The sequence below is a fragment of the Pseudomonas sp. Marseille-Q8238 genome, assembly GCF_965111915.1.
Map to the genome: position 1 here is coordinate 1,494,683 of NZ_CBCOPI010000001.1, position 18,783 is coordinate 1,513,465.

18 protein-coding genes are annotated in these 18,783 nt (G+C 66.3%); 5 read left to right on the plus strand and 13 right to left on the minus strand.

Going from position 1 to position 18,783, the window contains the following annotated elements; translation table 11 throughout:
* Window positions 1-48 precede the first annotated feature (48 nt).
* From ACWPW0_RS06900 to cbiE, 3 genes are all read right to left on the minus strand, one after another.
* A complete protein-coding gene (locus tag ACWPW0_RS06900; RefSeq protein WP_454254834.1) occupies window positions 49-786 on the minus strand; it encodes a (2Fe-2S) ferredoxin domain-containing protein in 738 nt (245 codons plus the stop codon).
* Window positions 787-852: 66 nt separating this feature from the next.
* A complete protein-coding gene (locus ACWPW0_RS06905) occupies window positions 853-1,578 on the minus strand; it encodes a cobalt-precorrin-6A reductase (protein WP_454254835.1) in 726 nt (241 codons plus the stop codon).
* Window positions 1,575-2,792, minus strand: coding sequence for a precorrin-6y C5,15-methyltransferase (decarboxylating) subunit CbiE (gene cbiE / locus ACWPW0_RS06910; RefSeq protein ID WP_454254836.1), 1,218 nt, complete (start codon window positions 2,790-2,792; stop codon window positions 1,575-1,577). Before cbiE ends, ACWPW0_RS06905 begins: the two co-directional genes overlap by 4 nt.
* 213 nt (window positions 2,793-3,005) lie before the next feature.
* On the opposite strand from cbiE, the gene cobG reads away from it, so the two are divergent.
* The 4 genes from cobG (at window position 3,006) to cobJ (ending at window position 7,440) form a co-directional block, all read left to right on the plus strand.
* A complete protein-coding gene (gene cobG, locus ACWPW0_RS06915; RefSeq protein WP_454254837.1) occupies window positions 3,006-4,331 on the plus strand; it encodes a precorrin-3B synthase in 1,326 nt (441 codons plus the stop codon).
* The gene (locus tag ACWPW0_RS06920; RefSeq protein WP_447590387.1) at window positions 4,324-4,950 is read left to right on the plus strand and encodes a precorrin-8X methylmutase; all 627 of its coding nucleotides are present in this window, start codon (window positions 4,324-4,326) and stop codon (window positions 4,948-4,950) included. The genes cobG and ACWPW0_RS06920 overlap by 8 nt, the downstream gene beginning before the upstream one ends.
* Entirely contained in the window at window positions 4,947-5,696 is a 750-nt protein-coding gene (locus ACWPW0_RS06925) for a precorrin-2 C(20)-methyltransferase (protein ID WP_454254838.1), read from the plus strand. Before ACWPW0_RS06920 ends, ACWPW0_RS06925 begins: the two co-directional genes overlap by 4 nt.
* 85 nt (window positions 5,697-5,781) lie before the next feature.
* Window positions 5,782-7,440 carry a precorrin-3B C(17)-methyltransferase gene (gene cobJ, locus ACWPW0_RS06930; protein ID WP_454254839.1) on the plus strand — a complete coding sequence of 553 codons (1,659 nt, stop codon included), beginning with the start codon at window positions 5,782-5,784 and terminating at the stop codon, window positions 7,438-7,440.
* A 116-nt stretch (window positions 7,441-7,556) separates the two neighbouring features.
* On the opposite strand, the gene ACWPW0_RS06935 is transcribed toward cobJ, so the two are convergent.
* The gene (locus ACWPW0_RS06935; RefSeq protein ID WP_454254840.1) at window positions 7,557-8,015 is read right to left on the minus strand and encodes a PA2169 family four-helix-bundle protein; all 459 of its coding nucleotides are present in this window, start codon (window positions 8,013-8,015) and stop codon (window positions 7,557-7,559) included.
* Between the two features lie 217 nt (window positions 8,016-8,232).
* Here ACWPW0_RS06935 and ACWPW0_RS06940 point away from each other — a divergent pair, with 217 nt between their 5' ends.
* On the plus strand, window positions 8,233-8,457 hold the full coding sequence (locus ACWPW0_RS06940) for a PLD nuclease N-terminal domain-containing protein (protein WP_447590395.1): 225 nt from the start codon (window positions 8,233-8,235) through the stop codon (window positions 8,455-8,457).
* Window positions 8,458-8,460: 3 nt separating this feature from the next.
* Here the strand turns inward: ACWPW0_RS06940 and ACWPW0_RS06945 are convergent, their stop codons facing one another.
* From ACWPW0_RS06945 to ACWPW0_RS06985, 9 genes are all read right to left on the minus strand, one after another.
* Window positions 8,461-9,327: an ABC transporter permease gene (locus tag ACWPW0_RS06945; RefSeq protein ID WP_447590397.1), complete on the minus strand. Its 867-nt coding sequence runs from the start codon at window positions 9,325-9,327 to the stop codon at window positions 8,461-8,463.
* The gene (locus tag ACWPW0_RS06950; RefSeq protein WP_447590399.1) at window positions 9,324-10,337 is read right to left on the minus strand and encodes an ABC transporter substrate-binding protein; all 1,014 of its coding nucleotides are present in this window, start codon (window positions 10,335-10,337) and stop codon (window positions 9,324-9,326) included. The genes ACWPW0_RS06945 and ACWPW0_RS06950 overlap by 4 nt, the downstream gene beginning before the upstream one ends.
* Before the next feature lie 65 nt (window positions 10,338-10,402).
* Window positions 10,403-13,060: a TonB-dependent receptor domain-containing protein gene (locus ACWPW0_RS06955; RefSeq protein ID WP_454254841.1), complete on the minus strand. Its 2,658-nt coding sequence runs from the start codon at window positions 13,058-13,060 to the stop codon at window positions 10,403-10,405.
* A gap of 234 nt (window positions 13,061-13,294) precedes the next feature.
* Window positions 13,295-13,921: a FecR domain-containing protein gene (locus ACWPW0_RS06960; protein WP_454254842.1), complete on the minus strand. Its 627-nt coding sequence runs from the start codon at window positions 13,919-13,921 to the stop codon at window positions 13,295-13,297.
* Window positions 13,890-14,255, minus strand: a complete 366-nt coding sequence (locus ACWPW0_RS06965) for a FecR/PupR family sigma factor regulator (RefSeq protein WP_454254843.1) — start codon at window positions 14,253-14,255, stop codon at window positions 13,890-13,892. The genes ACWPW0_RS06960 and ACWPW0_RS06965 overlap by 32 nt, the downstream gene beginning before the upstream one ends.
* Window positions 14,252-14,761, minus strand: coding sequence for a sigma-70 family RNA polymerase sigma factor (locus tag ACWPW0_RS06970; protein ID WP_447590405.1), 510 nt, complete (start codon window positions 14,759-14,761; stop codon window positions 14,252-14,254). The genes ACWPW0_RS06965 and ACWPW0_RS06970 overlap by 4 nt, the downstream gene beginning before the upstream one ends.
* 187 nt (window positions 14,762-14,948) lie before the next feature.
* Window positions 14,949-15,602, minus strand: coding sequence for a redoxin domain-containing protein (locus tag ACWPW0_RS06975; RefSeq protein ID WP_447590407.1), 654 nt, complete (start codon window positions 15,600-15,602; stop codon window positions 14,949-14,951).
* 47 nt (window positions 15,603-15,649) lie between these two features.
* The gene (locus ACWPW0_RS06980; RefSeq protein ID WP_454254844.1) at window positions 15,650-17,839 is read right to left on the minus strand and encodes a protein-disulfide reductase DsbD family protein; all 2,190 of its coding nucleotides are present in this window, start codon (window positions 17,837-17,839) and stop codon (window positions 15,650-15,652) included.
* Complete coding sequence (locus tag ACWPW0_RS06985) at window positions 17,823-18,770, minus strand: DUF427 domain-containing protein (RefSeq protein ID WP_447590411.1); 948 nt, start codon at window positions 18,768-18,770, stop codon at window positions 17,823-17,825. Before ACWPW0_RS06985 ends, ACWPW0_RS06980 begins: the two co-directional genes overlap by 17 nt.
* Window positions 18,771-18,783 lie beyond the last annotated feature (13 nt).

The following is an 18,783-nucleotide window of genomic DNA, read 5'->3' on the forward strand; positions in this document are numbered from 1 at the left end:
CAGGGTGCGCCATGCGCACCACGGGCGCAGTTCTGACAGGCGCGCCGATCACGCCGGCAGCGGCCGCATCAACAGCGCCGGGACTTCGCGGCCTTCGACGAAGCGCTCCTGCACCAGCGTGCGCACCTCCTCTTCGTTCTGCACCTGATACCACGCACCTGGCGGGTAGACGCTGAGTGTCGGCCCCTGATCGCAGGGGAACTGGCACTGCGTGCGGGTGATGTGCACGCCGCCTGCGCACTCCAGCTTGCCGGCGGCCTTGAGCTGCTCGCGCAGGGCTTTCCACAGAGGCAGTGCGCCACGGCGCGTGCAGCGAGGGCCGTTGCACAGCAGCACGCGATAATCGTGTTCGGGGATGCATGACCAGGCGTGAGCGCCCGGCAGTGGCGCGACGGTCACGCAGTCCAGGTGCGACTCACGGTGTTCGATCAGCGTGTCGAGTATGTCCACGGCAGCCGCATCGCCACGGGCGACCAGCAGTTGCGCCTGTATGGCCGGATCGCTGGTGAGTTGTTGCAGTTCGCTGCGCAGCCAGTCGAGGTAGGGACTGCTCGAATTCGGGTCGAGATCGATCAGTAGCAATGGCAATTGCCCGGCGGCGATGCTGGCGCGAACGGTTTGCCAGAGTGCGTCGTAGCCCTCCGTGGTGTCGACGATATCGGCCAGTGCCGATTCGTTCCGCGCTGCTACCAGCTGGCGCTGAAACAGTTCGGCGAACGAGCCCCGTTGCAGGTCTGGGCCGACATAGAGCACGCGGGAGTATGGATGGGGCAGGGCGGTGGTCATCGTGTATCCGTAAAGTATTGAACCGTTCCGGGCGGTCGCCGCAGAGGGTTTCTGAGGCGCGGCAGTCTACCCGAGACCATCTGGCAACGCTTGCCACAAGGCGTCGCAGCTGACGAAGGTGCGGTCCACCTCCGGCAGCTCCGGGCGGGCCAGGAGCAGTACTGGCAGGCTGCGTTCGCGGGCGACCTGCAGCTTGGCTTCGGTGGCATCGCCGCCGCTGTTCTTGCTGATCAGCACGTCAAAATTGCCCGCCGCGAACAGGTCGCGCTCTTCGTCCAGGCTGAACGGCCCGCGATTGCCGATCACCCGCGCGCGCGCATTGCCGGGGTGCTCGTCGAGCATGCGGATGGTCCAGAACTGCCCTGCTGGAATCGTGTCGAGGTGTTGTAGCGGTTCGCGGCCAAGGGTGAAGAAGGGGCGCTGGAAGGCGTGCAGGGCGAGGGAGAGTTCGTCCCAGTCGTTCACCGTACGCCAGTCATCCTGCGGGCCTGGTTGCCAGCCCGGACGGCGCAGGGCCCAGCAGGGAATACCTGCGTCTTCTGCTGCCTGGGCCGCGTTGCGGCTGATCTGCGCCGCATACGGGTGGGTGATGTCGAGCAGCAGGCTGATGCCTTGCGCGCGGATAAAGCTGGCCAGGCCGGCCGCGCCGCCGAAGCCACCGACCCGCACCTGGCAGCGCAGGTCGCTGGGCACCTTACCCAACCCGGCGAGGCTGTAGATGTGTGCCGGGCCCAGACGCCGGGCAATGCGCAGGGCATCGCCTACGCCACCCAGCAGCAGGATGCGCTTCATGTCGGGCTGCCCAGCGGTTTGTGCAGCTCCAGCAGGGTGATCGGCAGGGCGCTGCGCCAGGTGTCGAAGCCGCCGAGCGGTTGAGCCTGGGCGACTTGCAGGCGGGTCAGCTCACCGCCATGGCGCTCACGCCAGCCCATCAGCATTGCCTCGCTCTGCAGGGTAACGGCGTTGGCCACCAGGCGCCCACCTGGCTTGAGCTGCTGCCAGCACTGCTCCAGCACGGTGGGCACGGTCACGCCACCGCCGATGAAGATCGCATCCGGCGGCTCCAGGCCGTTCAGCGCTTCGGGGGCAGCGCCGCTCACCAACTGCAGGCCGGGTACGCCAAGCGCGTCGCGGTTATGGGCGATCAGTCCCTGGCGACCGGCATCTGCCTCGATGGCGATGGCGCGGCAACTGGGATGGGCGCGCATCCATTCGATGGCGATGGAGCCGCAACCGGCGCCGACGTCCCACAGCAGTTCACCTGGTCGTGGTGCCAGACGGGCCAGGGTGACGGCGCGCACGTCGCGCTTGGTCAGTTGGCCGTCGTGCTGGTAGGCGCTGTCCGGCAGGCCGCAGGTCAGCGGCAGCGGCAGGGCGTCAGCGCCTGCCAGGCATTCCACCGCCAGCAGGTTGAGGGCGGCGGCTTGTGGCAAGGCCCAACCATCGGCCTGGCCGTCGACGCGGCGCTCCAACGGGCCGCCAAGGTGCTCCAGCACGCTCAGGCGGCTGGGTCCGAAGCCGCGTTCGCGCAGCAGCTCGGCAATCGCCGCCGGGCTGCTGCCGTCGTTGCACAGGATCAACAGGCGTCGACCAGCATGCAGGTGGCCGTTGAGCGCGGCCAGCGGGCGGGCGACCACCGACAGCAGGGTCACGTCTTGCAGGGGCCAGCCCAGGCGGGCGGCAGCCAGTGAATAGGAGGAGGGCGCCGGTAATACCCGCAGTTCCTCGCTCGTCACCTGGCGCGCCAGGCTGGCGCCGACGCCGAACAGCATGGGATCGCCGCTGGCCAGCACGCAGACCGGCGTGCCGCGCTGTTCCAGTACCGGCTCCAGGCTGAACGGGCTGGGCCAGGCCTGGCGTGGGGCACGGATGCACGGGGGCAGCAGGTCGAGCTGGCGCGAGGCGCCAACGATCCGCTGGGCATTCAGCAGCGCCCGGCGGGCTGTCTTGCCCAGGCCTGCATAGCCGTCCTCACCGATTCCCACAACCGTCAACCACTGCGCCATTGCGCCATCCTCATCGAGCGTCGCCTGCCTGCCGACGAGCTGAATTGTCGCCGGGCCGGGCAAAGCGGGCATAATAGCGCCTTCTGCAGGGCCCGGTTTCCGGGCTACGCCCTGGCATTCCCGTACAGACCTTTGTGAGGTGTGCAGCGGCTGCCGAAAACGCCGGCCCCGAACCCTATCCGGCGTGTGAATCGACCATCCCTGGACCTCGCCTTGCCCAACGCCAACCCAGCCATTCGCCCCTCTGCCTGCCCCGGCCTGCTGCGTATCGTGCCGGCGCTGGACGGTGGCATATGCCGGGTCAAGCTTGCTTGCGGGATCTTGCCGGCCGAGAAGGCCCGGACCATTGCGCGAGCGTCCATGGGCTGCGCCAGCGGTGTGCTGGAGCTGACCAACCGCAGCAACCTGCAGATTCGCGGTGTACGCGATGAGCGGCGCGATGCGTTGATCGCCGCGTTGCTGGCGGCAGGCCTGGGGCCGCGCACGGCGGGGGCGGACGATGTGCGCAACCTGTTGATCAGCCCGGCGGCGGGCCTCGACCCGGCAGCGTTGCTGGATGTGCACCCGCTGGCCGACGACCTGCTGGCGCTGCTGCAGGACACCCCAGCTTTCCACGCCCTATCGCCCAAGTTCGCTGTGCAGCTGGATGGCGGCGAAGCCCTGGCCATGCGCGAACATCCCCATGACCTGTGGTTGCGTGCCGTGCCTGGCAGCGAGCCGCTGTTGGCCTTCGGCCTGGCCGGTTGCCCGGTCGAGCCGCCACTGGCGGCGGTCACCCTGGCTCAGGTCGTGCCTTTGGTGAGTGCCGTCTTGCAGCTGTTCCTTGAGATGGCTGACGTGCAACAGACGCGTATGCGCCATCTGTTGGCAGAGGTTGGGATAACCCGTTTTGTCGAGGCCTTGCAGGCGCGTCTGCCCTTTGCTTTGCGCGCGGTGACGGACGAGGTCGAGCAGTCGAGCGCGATTGGCGTACCACTTGGCGCCCATGTGCAGCGTCAGAATGACCTGCATATGCTGGTGGCGGGGGCGCCCCTGGGGCGTCTTGAGGCTAGGCAGTTGCTGGCGCTGGCCGATCTGGTCGAGCGCGAAGGCGATGGCCAACTGCGCCTGACGCCCTGGCAAGGCGTGTTGCTGCCGAATATTCCCGCCGCTGCCAGTTCGCGGGTGTTGCAGGCCCTTGGCGAATTGGGTCTGGTCGTCGACCGGCACGAGCCACTTGGCCAACTGCTGGCCTGCACCGGCTCGCAGGCCTGCGCCAAGGGGCTGGCCGATACCAAGGCTGATGCCCGTCGGCTGGCGACGCTGCTCACCGCCCAAGGACGCGCGCCGCAGGTTCACCTGTGCGGTTGCCCGCGTTCTTGCGCCGCCGCCCATGTGGCGGCCTTCACCCTGCTGGCCCAGCCCGGCGGGGATTATCAGTTGTATCAGCGGGCGCCCGATGCTGCTGGCTTCGGCCGTCTGCTGGCCCCCTCTCTCAGTCTCGAAGAAGCCGGCGCCTGGTTCGCCGCGCAGCCCGAATCAGGAATTCCGCATGATTGATTACATCCGCGATGGCCAGGAAATCTATCGCCAGTCCTTCGCCACCATCCGCGCCGAGGCCGACCTGAGCGCCATTCCGGCCGATCTGGAAAAGCTCGCGGTGCGGCTGATTCACGCCTGCGGCATGGTCGACGTGGTGCAGGACCTGCGCTTCTCGCCCGGAGCCGGCGCCGCCGGGCGTGCGGCCCTGGCTGCCGGTGCGCCGATCCTCTGCGATGCGCGGATGGTCGCCGAGGGCATCACCCGTGCCCGCTTGCCGGCGAACAACCCGGTGATCTGCACCCTGCATGGCGAGGATGTGCCGGCGCTGGCGCGCGAGTTGGGCAATACCCGTTCAGCGGCGGCGCTGGAGCATTGGCGCGAGCACCTGCAAGGCAGCGTGGTGGTGATCGGCAATGCGCCGACCGCCTTGTTCTACCTGCTGGAGATGATCGACGCCGGCGCGCCCAAGCCGGCGCTGATCCTCGGCATGCCGGTGGGCTTTATCGGCGCGGCGGAGTCCAAGGACCTGCTCGCCGCTGACAGCCGTGGCGTGCCCTATGTCATCGTGCGTGGCCGGCGCGGCGGTAGCGCCATGGCTGCGGCTGCGGTCAACGCGCTGGCCACGGAGGTCGAATGATGGCGGGCAAAGGACGTCTGCTGGGGCTCGGCGTCGGCCCCGGTGATCCGGAACTGATCACCCTCAAGGCCCTGCGTCTGCTGCAGGCCGCGCCGGTGGTGGGCTACTTCGTGGCCAAGGCCAAGGCGAGCAAGGGGCAGGGCGGCAACGCCTTCGGCATCATCGAACAGCACCTGTGCGAGAGCCAGCAGCGCCTGCCGCTGGTCTATCCGGTCACCACCGAGAAGCTCGAACCGCCGCTGTCCTACGAAACGGTGATCAGCGATTTCTACGACACCTGCGCGGTGCAGATCGCCGAGCACCTGGATGCCGGGCGCGACGTGGCGGTGATCTGCGAAGGTGATCCGTTCTTCTACGGTTCCTACATGTACCTGCATGACCGTCTGGCCGAACGCTACCAGGCCCAGGTGATTCCCGGCGTGTGCTCGATGCTCGGCGGGGCGGCGGTGCTCGGCGTGCCGCTGGTGTACCGCAACCAGCACCTTTCGGTGCTTTCCGGCGTGCTGCCCGAGGACGAATTGAAGCAGCGCCTGGCGGCTACCGATGCGGCGGTGGTGATGAAACTCGGGCGCAACTTCGACAAGGTGCGTCGGGTGCTCGGCGAGCTGGGCCTGGCCGAACGCGCGCGCTATGTGGAGCGGGCGACCATGGACAATCAGCGCATCGTGCCGCTGGACGAGGTCGACCCGATGGCTTCGCCGTACTTCTCGCTGGTGGTGATCCCTGGCGAGAAATGGCGCGGCTGAGTGCCCCCTGATTTGATTGACGAGTGCTTGTCGGATGCCCGGAGCGTCTGGCTGCGAGCCACGGATTCCTGTTCGAGAGCCTGAGATGTCCACCACTCCCGCCCTGATCATCCTCGGTGCCAGCGCGCTGGCCACGGCCCGCCGTCTGCAGGCCCTTTACCCGCAAGCCGTTGTGCATGGCCTGCGCGGCCGTGCCGAGGGTGCCGATCAGCTGTATGACGATTTCGGCGAGACCCTGCGCGGGTTGTATCGCGCGGGGACACCGATCATCGCCCTGTGCGCCGCCGGCATCGTCATTCGCAGCCTGGCGCCGCTGCTTGCCAGCAAGGGCGCTGAACCGCCGGTGCTCGCCGTGGCCGAAGACGGCAGCGCGGTGGTGCCGCTGCTTGGTGGGCTCGGCGGGGTCAACCTGATGGCCCGCGAGATGGCGGCGTTGCTGGCCGTGGCGCCGGCCATCACCACCAGCGGCGAACTGCGTTTCGGCACCTGCGTGCTCAACCCGCCGGACGGCTACGTGCTGGCCGACCTGGAGCAGGGCAAACGGCTGGTCAGCGACCTGCTCGGAGGGCAGAGCGTGCGCATCGACGGCGCGGCGCCCTGGTTGGCGGAGGCGCGGCTGCCGGTGAGCGAGCAGGCCACGCGCAGTATCCGGGTCAGCCCACAGTCGCGGGCCGGGGCGGACGAATTGCTGATCCACCCACGCCTGCTGTTGGTGCAGTGCCAGGAGACCTCGGCGGATCTGCCGGCACGGATTCGTGCGGCCCTGGCCGAGGCCGGCCTGGCTGAAGCGGCCTTGTCGGCGCTGATCGCCGGGCGTGGGCAGATGGGGTCGACGGAACTGCTCGAGGCGGCCAATGCCCTGGCTGTGCCGCTGCGCTTTATCGATAGCGCGCGCGCGCTGCCGCCTGCCATGCATACGACCGATGGCATCAGCCTGCACCTGGCAGACGACCCACACGCGGCGGCTGCCATCGGCAGGCCGCGTGGTCTGCTGAGCGTGGTCGGCCTTGGCCCAGGTGCTGCCGACTGCATGATCCCGGCGGTGCGCCAGGCGCTGGACGAGGCCGAAGACGTGCTCGGCTACGAGACCTACGTGAACATGGCCGGGCCGTTCCACGCCGGCCAGGTGCTGCATGCCAGCGACAACCGTGAAGAACTGCAACGTGCCGCCCATGCCTTCGAACTGGCCGCGCAGGGCCGCCGCGTGGTGATGGTTTCGTCCGGTGATCCGGGCGTGTTCGCCATGGCCGCCGCCGTACTGGAAGCGCTGGAAGCCTCGGTGGAGCAAAGCTGGCACCAGGTCGAGCTGCAGGTACTGCCGGGCGTGTCGGCGGCACTGGCCACCGCGGCCAAGGCTGGCGCGCCGCTGGGCCATGACTTCTGCATGCTGTCGCTGTCGGACAACCTCAAGCCCTGGTCGATCATCGAAAAACGCCTCGACCATGCCGCCGCCGCCGATCTGGCCATGGCCTTCTACAATCCGATTTCCAGATCACGGCCGTGGCAGCTGGGCCAGGCGCTGGAGATCGTGCGCCGCCATCGCGCCCCCGAGGCGCTGGTGGTGTTGGGCCGTGATATCGGTCGCCCGGCCGAGCGCCTGCGCATCGTCACCCTGGGCGAGCTGACGCCGGAACTGGTGGACATGCGTACCCTGGTGATCATCGGTTCCAGCACCACCCGGCGCTTCCCCCGCGCCGATGGTGGCGAGTGGGTGTACACGCCGCGCTGGTATCCGCAGGCTTAGGCATCCCAGGGTAGGGACGCTGTGCACACCGCACTTGAGGATGGCCGTCAGCGTGATAGCCAATAAAAAACCGCCAGGGCTAACCCCTGGCGGTTCTTGCGTTGCGCCTGATCGGATCAGCTGGCGCGGGCGCTGTTGCGCAGGGCCTTGATCTGGTCGTGGTTACGCAACACACCCTCGTACTGGCTCTGCACCACGGAGCGGATTTGCGGCGGCAGTGGTTTTTCCAGCGCTTCGGCGTAGTGTTTCTTGGCCACGTCTTCGCCACGCTCGCATTCGTTGAGTACGGCGGTGTCGTCCTTGCCGGTCACCAGGGACTTCAGGTCGACCCAGCGACGATGCAGGTCACCGCCCAGGCTGGTGCTGTCCTCGGGGTCGCCACCCAGTTCGCGGACGATGCGTTGCAGCTCGGCAGCTGACTGGCCGCATTGTTGGGCGCGGTCGAGGAACAGGGTTTTCAGGTCGGGGCGTTTGACGTCTTCAGCGCAGACCTTGAAGCCAGCCTCGCCATCCTTGCTGGTCTCGATCAGGGTGTTCAGAGTCTTGATGGTGTCTTTCACGTCAGTGGTAGTCACTTGTCTTCTCCCATATCGACATTGTCCCGGTAACGGGTAGCGTGCGTTGATTAACGAAGGGTTGATCGGGTGCACACAGGTTCCGACGCCCCGCGTTTGCCAATCGTTCAGGGAGAATGATTACCGGTGGTCAGGCGCTACCTGTGGTCGCCCGGATGGAACCCTCGCCTCATTCGCCGGGCCGAAACCCTATGGCTGCACCTGAGGAGGGCACGATATGCCGGATCTACTGACCTACCTGCTGATCGCCTTGGTGGCGATCGTCATGCTGCTCGACCTGTGGGCCATCGTCAGTGTGTTTCGCAGCGACACGGGAGTGGAAACCAAGGCGTTGTGGTCGCTGGGAATCGTGCTGTTCCCGTTCCTCGGTCTGATCGTCTGGGGCATTGCCGGCCCCCGCGGCGTGGTCGAGGGACCTACGTCGCCGGAGCACAGCAAGTGACGGTCAGTCCTTGTTGTTTTCGAGCGGAGCCGAGCGCCCGTAGGCCTGGGTGATGCGGTCGATGACGATGGCCAGGGCAACGATGGCCAGGCCGGCTTCCACGCCCATGCCGACGTTCAGGGTTTGAATGCCGGTCAGGACATCTTCACCGAGACCGCGCGCGCCGATCATCGAGGCCACCACGACCATCGACAGCGCCATCATCACGGTCTGGTTCAGCCCGGTCATGATGGTCGGCAGGGCCAATGGCAATTGCACATGGCGCAGGCTCTGCCAGCGGCTGGCGCCAAGGCAGCGTGCCGCTTCACGCACTGACGGGTCGACCTGGCGCAGGCCGAGGTCGGTGAGGCGGATCAGTGGCGGCAGGGCGTAGATCAGTGTGGCGAAGATCGCCGGCACCTTGCCCAGGCCGAACAGCATCAGCACCGGAATCAGGTACACGAAACTGGGCAGCGTTTGCATGATGTCCAGCAGCGGCATCAGCAGTTTGCGTGCCGTGGGTCGGCTGGCCAGCAGCACGCCAATCGGTACGCCGATCAGCACGCTGAGGCCGGTCGAGACCAGCACCAGGGCGCAGGTCTGCAGCAGTTTGTCCCACAGCCCGACCACGCCGATCAGGAACAGCAGGCCGACCAGCAACAGCGCCTTGCGCCAGTTGCGCGAGGCATGCCAGGTCAGCGCGCCGACCACAATCAGCAGCAGCCACCAGGGGGCCAGGCGCAACAGGTTTTCCAGGCCGACTACCAATTGCAGCAGGGTGTCGGAGAACTGGCGCAGGGCATCGCCGTAGTTCAGCACCAGCCAGTCGACGAAGCGGTTGACCGGCTCGGCTATCGAGTAATGCAGGGTTTCGGGAAACGGCGAACTCACAGGCTGGCCTCGACACGCGCAGCGACGTCAGCGGGCAGCCAGGCTTTCCAGATTTCCGGGTTGTCGCGCAGGAAACCCAGGGCGGCGTCGCGGGCCGGTTGGCGCTTCTCGCTCATGTGCGCCAGCAGTGTGTTGAGGGTGTCGATGGGCAGGTCGACTTTCTCGAAGAAGGTGACCAGTTCAGGGTGTGACTGGTGCAGTGGCGCCGACACGCCAATGGCCAGGTGCGCTGGCAGCGAGCGGGTGCCGCGCGGGTTGGGGTTGCTGGCGTCGGCCAGGGTTTTCCAGGCCTCTTCATCGAAGGGCGGTTCTTCCAGCTTGATCAGCTTGGCGCGGCCCATCAGCGGGGTGGGCGACCAGTAGTAGAACAGCACCGGCTTGCCGCGACGGATGGCCGAGCTGATCTCGGCATCCTGCGCCGCGCCGGAGCCGGTGCGGAAATTCACGTAGCTGTCGGTCAGGCCATAGGCCTTGAGTTTCTGTGTGTTGACGGTTTCCGAGGTCCAGCCGGTGGGGCTGTTGAGGAAGCGGCCCTTGTCGGGCGTTTCCGGGTCGCGGAACACGTCCTTGTAGCGCGCCAGGTCGCTGACCGAGCGCAGGTCCGGCGCCAGCGCCGGGATGCCTTTGGCCGCATCGCCCTCGATCACGTAGGCCGGTACCCACCAGCCTTCGTTGGCGTTCTTCACGGTATCGCCCAGGGCGAAGACCTTGCCGGCGGCTTCGGCCTTGATCCAGCCAGGGCTGCGTCCGGCCCACTGTTCAGCGATGACCTGGATGTCATTGCGGGCCAGTGCGGCCTCCAGGCTGATGGTGCTGCCTGGCAGGGTATCGGTGGGGTAGCCGTAGCCGTTTTCGACGATCACCCGCAGGAGGGCGGTGATGAAGCTGCCGCTTTCCCAGGTGAGGTCACCGAAGTGAATCGGCTGGCGAGCTTGTTCCGCCGTGGCGCTCTGGCTCAGCAGGCCCAGCGCCAGTAGCGCGCAGCCCAGCAACTGTCTGATCGATTGCATATCGTCTCCTGATAGTGCTTCTGGCCGGGTACGGCCCGCCGTTGCCGGGCGGGCCTTCGCATGGCCTAGAAGTCGTAGGTTAGCTTGGTGTAGTAGAAGGTTCCTTCCGGCGCGGCAGGTGCCAGGAAGCTGTACTGCTGTCCCGGGGTCTGACGCAGCCGCTGGTTGTAGTCATCGGGATGACTGTCGAACAGGTTGTTGGCCCCCACCGACAGCTTGAACTGGGCATTGAAGGCATAGTTGATGTCCAGGTCGGTGACCCACTGCGCAGAGAAGGTCTGGTCGAACTGGGCGTTGGCCGCCGAAGGCGCGTACTTGCGGTATTCGCCATAACGGGTGGTCGACAGGCTGGTGGTCCAGGCACCGATGCGGTGCACGGCGCCCAGCAGCAGTTTGTCCTCGGGGTAGCCGTGCTCCAGATAGCCACGCGATTCGCGGGTCAGCACGTCGAAACCGTTGGGGTTCTCGTGGACTTTCTCGATGGTGGTCTTGGCGCGGGTATAGCCGGCGGACAGTGCCAGGTCGCCGTACTGCTGCAGGGCGAAGTTGTATTTGCCGACGATGTCCACGCCCCGGGTGCGGGTGTTGGCCGCGTTGGTCATGAACTGTGCCCAGCTGTACTGGCCGAACCCGGCATTGGTAAGGATGCGTTCGGCTTCGGGACCGGAGATGCCACCGCTGAACAGGATGCGGTCACGAATGCTGATCTGGTAGGCGTCGATGGTCAGCGAGGACTGTTCGGTCGGGCGCAACACCAGGCCAAGGGACAGGTTGTTGGACTTCTCCGGCTTCAGGTCTTGCGCACCCAGGGCTTTGGCGGCCGGGTGGTCGACCGGCAGCATGCGGGTGAGCACCGGATCGCCGTTGGCGTTGAGGTTGGTGGTGGTGGTCCACGACGTGCCGATCTGCCCCAGGGTAGGCGCCCGGTAGGCGTTGTTGAGGGTGGCGCGCACACCGATCTGCGGGGTGATCTCGTAGCGTGCCGAGAGCTTGCCGGTGGTGGTCGAACCGAAGTCGCTGTAGTGCTCGGTACGCCCGGCCACGCCCCACTGGAAGGCCTCGGTGAGCTGGTGCTCCAGGCCCAGGTAGAAACCACTGACCTGGCGGGTGTAGGTGGCGGCATCGTCCGGAGTCAGACCGGAAGCCTGCACCGCGCCAATCTGCACATTGTCGATGCCACCGTAGGAGTAGGAACTGGGGTCGCCGGCTTGCAGGCGATAGCGCTCGTCACGCCAGGCCAGGCCGCTGGAGAAGGTCAGCGGCTGGTTCGACCAGTCGACATCCAGCTCACGCACGTAATCCAGGGCCAGGTTAGTCTGTTCGTTGATCAGCGTGGCCACGTCGAAACTGGTCGGGCTGGCGGCACCGTAGCTCGGGTTGACCGTGTCGGAGGCGCGCTCGTCGTGCTTGTCGCGGCCATAGGTGGCGCTGAGGTCGAGGCGCCCGATGCGCTCATCCTCGAAGCGGCCGCCGACGGTAAGGGCGGCATCTTCGTAGCGGTAGCGGTAGCGCGGGATGGTGCCGTTCGGGTAGATCGCGGCCACGTTGTTCGGGTTGCTGGCCAGCAGCGGCGGGGTGTTGTTGAACGACTGGTCGCGGCCATAGGTGGCGAAGCTGTACAGGCGCCATTGGTCGTTCAGGCCGACTTCGGCGTTGGCCGCCAGGTTGAATTTCTCCCGGCTCGCGCCGCCCCAGCGCGGGTCCTGCAGAATGCCGTCGGCTTCGTATTTGTCACCGATGTCAGTGGGCTTGTTGTTCAGGCCGTTGAAGCTCAGGTTGAGGAAACCGTCACCCGGCAGGGCCAGGCCGAACCAGCCGTCGGCCGACTTGCTGAAACCGTCGCCTTGCGAGTATTTGCCGAGCTGGGTGTTGAGCTGTCCGCCGCTGTCCTGCTCCTTGAGGACGATGTTGATCACCCCGGCCACGGCATCGGAGCCGTATTGGGCGGAGGCGCCGTCACGCAGGACTTCGACGTGGTCGATGGCGCTCAGCGGGATCATGTCCAGGTCCACCGGCTGGGCACCGATGAAGGGCACGCCACCGGAGATGTTCACCACTGCCGAGGCATGGCGGCGCTTGCCGTTGATCAGCACCAGCGTCTGGTCGGGCGAGAGGCCGCGCAGGGACGCGCCCTTGGGGTCCTGGCCGCGGGTGGCGCTCTGGTTTTGCGGGAAGTTGAACGATGGCAGCAACTGGAACAGCGCCTGGTTGAGGCTGGTGGCGCCGGTCTGTTTGAGTTCGCTGGCGTTGATCACGTCCACCGGAGCGGCGCTGGTCAGGGCGGTGGCATTGTTGCGCCGGGTGCCGATGGCGACCACGCGGTCGAGCTGCGGAATGTCGCTGGCCTGCGGGGCGCTGGCTGCCCGCGCAGCGGGAGCAAGACTGGCCGCCGGTACGCTGCCGGCGACGATGCTGAGGGCGCCTTCCGGGCTGCTGCGCAACACCAGGCCACTGCCTTGCAAGGCACGTTCGATGGCCTGTTCGACCGAGAACTGACCTTCGACTTTTGGCGCCTTGCGCTGGCTCACGGCCGGGTCGAAGGAGATGGCGCGGCCGCTTTGCCGGGCGATGTTCAACAACACCTGGTCGAGGGGACCGGCGGCTATGCGGTATTCCTGGGCGACGGCAGCAGACTCGGCCTGTGCCAAGGGAATGCCGGCCAACGGCCCGGCGAGCATGATGGCGAGGGCCAGGCGGCTCCAGCGCGTGGAAGGATGTGACATGGATGAATCTCCCCAGATGGAAAAAAGCATCGCCGGCATGGCGATTACCCTTTCTGTGGAGCGAGTACCGGAAAAGGGTTAGATCGGTTTCTTCTGTGCTTAGATTGCGAACGTTTGCCGCTCAGCCTCGAGGGCAGTGCCGTATCTGTGCCTGTGTTCATTGCTTGTGGCGCGAGCGAGGAAAAACAGGCAGAAAATTTTGATTTTTTTCATGAACGCTTGCAGGCGGCTGCTTCAGGCAGGGGTCACGCGTACCCACAAGGCACTGAGCCGGGTGATACGGATCGGCAGGGTCTGGCCCAGGGAGGCCAGGGCCAGGTCGCTGTCATCGAGGGGGAACAACCCGCTGACCCGCCAGGCGCTGATCGACTCGTCGAGTTGCAGCACGCCGGTGCGGTAGGGGCGCAAGGCGTCGATGATCTCGCCCAGCGGGCGGTCGCGGGCTTCGACGAAACCGTCGACCCAGATAGTTTCATTGGCCTGCGCCGGTTCGATACGGCCGAAGGCGTCGCGGTCGAAATGCACGGCCTGGCCGGCTGCCAGATCCAGGCGGGTATTGCTGCGGGTGGCCACGTGCACCTGCGCCTGGGTGACCACCACGCGGCTGGCAGCCCCCACGCGGCGTACGGCGAACTCACTGCCCAGTGTCTGCACCTGGCCGGCTGGGGTCTCGACGATGAAGGGCCGGGCGGCATCGCGGGCGACGCGTGCCAGCAACTCCCCACTGCGCAGCACCACGCGGCGCTGACGCGCATCGAAATAGAGGTCGGCGGCGCTGCGGGCATTGAGGATCAGGTCGCTGCCGTCATCCAGGCGGAAGGTGCGCCGTTCACCGGTGGCGGTATGCAGGTCGGCCAGCACGTCGCTGACCCGGCGCCACCCGGTTGCCCAGCCAACCAGCGGTCATCAGGGCACCGGCACCCAGCAGGCTGCGCTGCAGCACGCGACGGCGTGTGGTGGGCGTATCCAGGGCACGTTGCACCAGGGTGCCGTTGGCGCCGAATTCGGCGGGAATCTGGAACACCCCGAGGGTATCTTCCAGGCGGCGGCAAGCCGTGTCGTGACGTGGGTCGGCGGCGCGCCAGCGGGCGTAGGCGTCGATCTCCACGCTGTCGGCCGCGCCGGAACGTATCAGCACCATCCAGCGGATGGCCTGCTGCACCAGCGGGTCCTGTTCTGATGTCGTGCGGCTCATTCGGCCCCCATGCGGTAGCAGCGCTCCAGCGCCTGGGTCATGTACTGCTTCACCGAACTCAAGGAAATGCCCAGGTGCGCGGCGATTTCCACGTAGGTCATGCCGTCGACCATGGACAGCAGGAAGGTGGCCTTGACCTTGGACGGCAGCCGTTCGAGCAGGTGGTCGATGCGCTCCAGGGCTTCCAGCAGCTGCGCCATGTGTTCGGTCGAGGGCGCCTCCACATCCGGCTCCAGGGCCAGGGCTTGCAGGTAGGCACGCTCCAGGTCACGGCGCCGCCAGCCCTGGTACATCAGGCGTTGGGCGATGGTGGTGAGCAGGGCGCGGGGTTGGCGCAGGTCGAGCAGATCCGGTACGGCCATGACCTGCACGAAGGTCTCGGCGGCGATGTCATCCGCACCGAAGGCACAGCCTAGTCGGGATTGCACACGCGTGCGCAGCCACTGGTAATGACCACGGAACAGCGCATCCATGTATTGATTTCGAAGTCGCTCGGAGCCGGACACCTGGTGTTACTCGATAAGGTGGCAGAGGGAGATCCGGTTGTCCGGCGAAGCGGACAGTAGCAAAGGGTTTTGAAAACAAAAAGTTCCTTTAATTTATTTGTTTATTCATTAAAGGAATAACAGGGCGCCCGTCTCCAGGCTGTTGCCAAAGAAGATGGAGCGCCCTGCAATCATCAGCAGCTAACCATCAGCAGCCGCAGTCTTCCTCTTCATCAGGATTGACCACCGGATACTTCACCGAGCAGCCGTAAGGCGCGGTGATCGGTTTTTCCACCGCCTCACCCTTGGCCAGTTTGGCCAGCACCGTCGGCACGTATTGCTGGGCACGCTTGAGGTCCTCGACCTTGGTGCTCGGCACGCTGTCAATGGCACCGTTGTAGCGCAGCTTGCCTTCGCCATCGATGACGAACAGGTGCGGTGTGGTCTTGGCGCCATAGGCGAAGGCGACCTTGCTGTCCGGGTCGATCAGGTAGGCGGTTTGCGCGGCGTGCTGCTCCTTGCGCCATTGGTTGGCTTCTTCTCCGTTGACCAGGCCTTCGCGGCCGGTGGCGGTGGAGTTGATGGTCAGCCAGACCACGCCCTGCTGGGTCGCCTCCTGCTGTTGCTTGGGCAGGTTGCCGCTCTCGTAGTGTTTCTTGACGAAGGGGCAGATCGGGCTGCTCCATTCCAGCACCACGGTCTTGCCCTTGAACTCGGCCAGGCTGCGGGTCTTGCCGTCGCTGTCCTGCAGGGTGAAATCGGGGGCGGGTTCGCCGATGACGAGGCCGGCCGCGAGGGCTTGAGCACCGCTCAGGAGGCCGCCAAGCAGCAGGCAGGAGGCGAGAAGATTGCGTTTGATCATGTGGGTTGTCCCATTGGGTTGAATGAGGAGGTGTACAGCGGAGCGCGTCATGGCGTGGCGGCTCCGCTGAATGTCGAGAGCAGCAGGCTTTCACTGAGTACCGGAGGCAGTACCTCCGGCTCCTGGCCTGCGGCTGGGTAGAAGGCATAGAACGGCAGGCCATCGCGGCCGAAGCCACGCAGGTAGTCACCGATCTCGCGGTCGCGGTTGGTCCAGTCACCCTTGAGGTAGGTGATGCCTCGATCCTTCAGGCTCTGCTGCACGGCACCGGTGGACAGCGCGACGCGTTCGTTGACCAGGCAACTGATGCACCAGGCGGCCGTCATGTTGACGAACACTGGGCGGCCTTCTGCGCGCAGTTGCGCCAGTCGTTTCGCGGAGAACGCTTCGTAGGTGGCGGATGAAGGGCGAGCCGCCGTGGTGCTGCTGCCGCTTTCCGGCAGCAGCGGCAGCAGGGCGACAGCGCTGGCCAGGACCAACACCCCGAGTACCTGTGCCAGCCAGGCCCGGCGCCGCACCTGCTGGCTGAGGCCATACAGCCAGGCGGCCAAGGCCACCAGCACGGCGCCGGCCAGGACCACCAGTACGCCGAGGTCACCGGCCTGCTGGGCCAGCACCCAGGCCAGCCAGGCGGCGGATGGGTACATGAGGAAAGCCAGGGCCTGGCGCAGGCGCACCATCCACAACCCCGGACGCGGCAGCCAGCGCGCCACCTGCGGCACCACACCGAGCAGGGCATAGGGCAATGCCAGGCCCAGGCCCATGGCGAGGAACAGGGCCAGCGCTTCGAGCGGTGGTGCGGCCAGGGCCGTACCCAGGGCCGCGCCCATGAACGGGGCGGTGCAGGGCGTCGCCACCACCACTGCCAGCAGGCCGGTGAAGAACGTGCCCTTGTAGCCCTGATGCTCGGTGAGCGACTGCCCGGCACCGGCAAGGCGCGCACCGATCTCGAACACGCCGGACAGGTTGAGGCCGATCAACAGCAGCAGCCAGGCCATCAGCGTCACGAACCAGGGCGACTGGAACTGGAAGCCCCAGCCCACCGCGCTACCGCCCGCACGCACCGTGAGCAGCGCGGCCGCCAGCAGGGCGAAGGCGGTCAGCACACCAAGGGTGTAGAACAGCCCGGCCAGGCGGATGCGCTTCAGTTCGCCACCCGACAGTTGCGCCACCGACATGGCCTTCATGGCCAACACCGGAAAGACGCAGGGCATCAGGTTTAGGATCAGCCCGCCGAGAAAGGCGAACAGCGCAGCCTTGCCCAGGCCCAGCGGCAATTGCGCCACAGCGGCGACTGTCGCCGGGTTGGCGTGTGCGCCGAGTGCCGCTGGGGCGGCGGTCAGTTCCAGCCAGCGTCGGTTGCCCTCGGCATCGCTGACGGCCAGCAGCCCGGCGAACGCGGCGTTGGGGTCGAGGGCCATGCCACGTTGCAGGCTCAGTTGCAGATGACCGTCGTTGACTGTCAGGGCCTGCGGTGCGGCATGCTCGATAACGCCCCAGTCGAAGGGGAAGAAGAACGCTTTGGCGATCGCTCCCTGGCCAATGCCTTCACCCTCCAGGGTCAGGGTCAGCGCCTGAGCGTCGATAGCCACCTCGGCCGGCCAGGGTGAGGGCACCGGCAGGCGGGCATCGCTGCGGGCGAAGGCCGCACGAATTTCGTCGCGCGCGGCAACGGCCTGCTCGGCGACGGGCAGTTCCAGGGTGAAGTGTCCCTCTTCAGGAATGCATTCGTTGGCGCATACCAGCCAACTGGCGTCGGCCTCGATGCGGGCCACGTCGCCGGGACGCAGGGTGTCCGGCAGCGTGACGGTGATGGGCAGCAGCACTTCGTGGTCATAACCGAAGTTGACCAGCGGGCCGAAGGCCAGTGCATCCGGGCCGGGCCAGGCAATCTCGCTGGCGCTGGCGCCGGCGGGCAGGTTCAACTGGATATCCGGTGGCGTGCCGGCATCACCCGGATTGCGCCAATAGGTATGCCAGCGTGGGGTGAGCTTCTGCCACAGACCGATGCGCACGGCTTGCCCCGGCGCGACCGTGGCGGACTCGCTGACCAGGCTGACCACCGCGCGGGGGCTGGTCTGGGCTGCGCTTTCACTGGTGTCGGCATGGGCCAGCGGGCTGCTGATCAGCAACCCGGCGACCAGGCCGGTCAGCCACGTGGCGCGTGCCGTTCGTGGCAGAGCGCCGCCCTTGCGGGCGGCACCTCCTGGCTGGCAGGTATCAGACATAGAAGACATTGTTGCCGCCATTCCACACCTGATCTTCTTCCTTCACGCCATCGACATACACCGCGTCCACTTTCTCGTTGTAGAACGACAGCAACGCGGAGAGGTTCTGCACATCCGGGAACGGGTAGGGGTAGGACCAGACGATGTTGTCGAACTGCTTGCCGTCGATGTCGGCGCTCCAGTACGACGCCTCACCCTTGTACGGGCAGCGGGTGTGCAACTCGGTACGGGTCAGGTACTCCTCGCGGATATCCACGCGCGGCAGGTAGTAGCGCGGGCGGATGCCGGTTTCGTAGACGATGACCGGGCGACGGCTCTCGGCGATGACCTTGCCACCCAGCACGATCTTGATGTGGCGCGAGCTGGGGATGGCATCGACACGGTGGTAAGGGTCGCGCGGGTGCTGGAAGATGGTCTCTTCTTCTTCCAGCCACTGGTCGACCTTCTTCCACACGAAGCCGATATGGCCCTTGAGCGCCTCGGCGCCAGGCAGCGGTTTCTCGTAGGAGAAGGCGGCGTTCTCGTAGACCTTGCCGCCGACCTTGACGTGATAGAAGGTGGCCAGGCCGGCACGGTCCGCTTTCTCGGTCACGCCGCTGAAGACCAGCAGGTCCTTGCGGATGTCCTTTTCCGGGAACAGGTAGGCCGGTGCTTTCCAGCCATTGGGCACCTGCTCGTGAACGAACAGCGCGCGTTGGGTATTGCCCACGAATACGTCGTTGAACTTGGCGCGCACCCAGCGCGGGGTCGGTTCGATGAGGATGCGTGTCGGGTATTTCCCGGCGCTCGCTTCGGCGGCTTCGGCAGAGGCCGAGAACAGGCCGGAGGTCAGCGAGGTGAGGGCACCGACCGCCCCCAGGGTGGCCGAATAACCGAGGATCTTGCGCCGGCTCAGCGGGCTGTTTTTCAGCAGGTTGCTGATGGAATCGTCATTGCTCATGGGGCTTGCTCCG

What these genes read in the sequence shown, in the direction of transcription:
- ACWPW0_RS06940 (WP_447590395.1), top strand. Translation starts at nt 8,233, where the DNA reads ATGCCGGATCTACTGACCTACCTGCTGATCGCCTTGGTGGCGATCGTC.
- ACWPW0_RS06950 (WP_447590399.1), bottom strand. Translation starts at nt 10,337, where the DNA reads ATGCAATCGATCAGACAGTTGCTGGGCTGCGCGCTACTGGCGCTGGGC.
- ACWPW0_RS06985 (WP_447590411.1), bottom strand. Translation starts at nt 18,770, where the DNA reads ATGAGCAATGACGATTCCATCAGCAACCTGCTGAAAAACAGCCCGCTG.
- ACWPW0_RS06975 (WP_447590407.1), bottom strand. Translation starts at nt 15,602, where the DNA reads ATGATCAAACGCAATCTTCTCGCCTCCTGCCTGCTGCTTGGCGGCCTC.
- ACWPW0_RS06920 (WP_447590387.1), top strand. Translation starts at nt 4,324, where the DNA reads ATGATTGATTACATCCGCGATGGCCAGGAAATCTATCGCCAGTCCTTC.
- ACWPW0_RS06905 (WP_454254835.1), bottom strand. Translation starts at nt 1,578, where the DNA reads ATGAAGCGCATCCTGCTGCTGGGTGGCGTAGGCGATGCCCTGCGCATT.
- ACWPW0_RS06980 (WP_454254844.1), bottom strand. Translation starts at nt 17,839, where the DNA reads ATGTCTTCTATGTCTGATACCTGCCAGCCAGGAGGTGCCGCCCGCAAG.
- cbiE (WP_454254836.1), bottom strand. Translation starts at nt 2,792, where the DNA reads ATGGCGCAGTGGTTGACGGTTGTGGGAATCGGTGAGGACGGCTATGCA.
- cobJ (WP_454254839.1), top strand. Translation starts at nt 5,782, where the DNA reads ATGTCCACCACTCCCGCCCTGATCATCCTCGGTGCCAGCGCGCTGGCC.
- ACWPW0_RS06925 (WP_454254838.1), top strand. Translation starts at nt 4,947, where the DNA reads ATGATGGCGGGCAAAGGACGTCTGCTGGGGCTCGGCGTCGGCCCCGGT.
- ACWPW0_RS06900 (WP_454254834.1), bottom strand. Translation starts at nt 786, where the DNA reads ATGACCACCGCCCTGCCCCATCCATACTCCCGCGTGCTCTATGTCGGC.
- ACWPW0_RS06965 (WP_454254843.1), bottom strand. Translation starts at nt 14,255, where the DNA reads ATGAGCCGCACGACATCAGAACAGGACCCGCTGGTGCAGCAGGCCATC.
- ACWPW0_RS06955 (WP_454254841.1), bottom strand. Translation starts at nt 13,060, where the DNA reads ATGTCACATCCTTCCACGCGCTGGAGCCGCCTGGCCCTCGCCATCATG.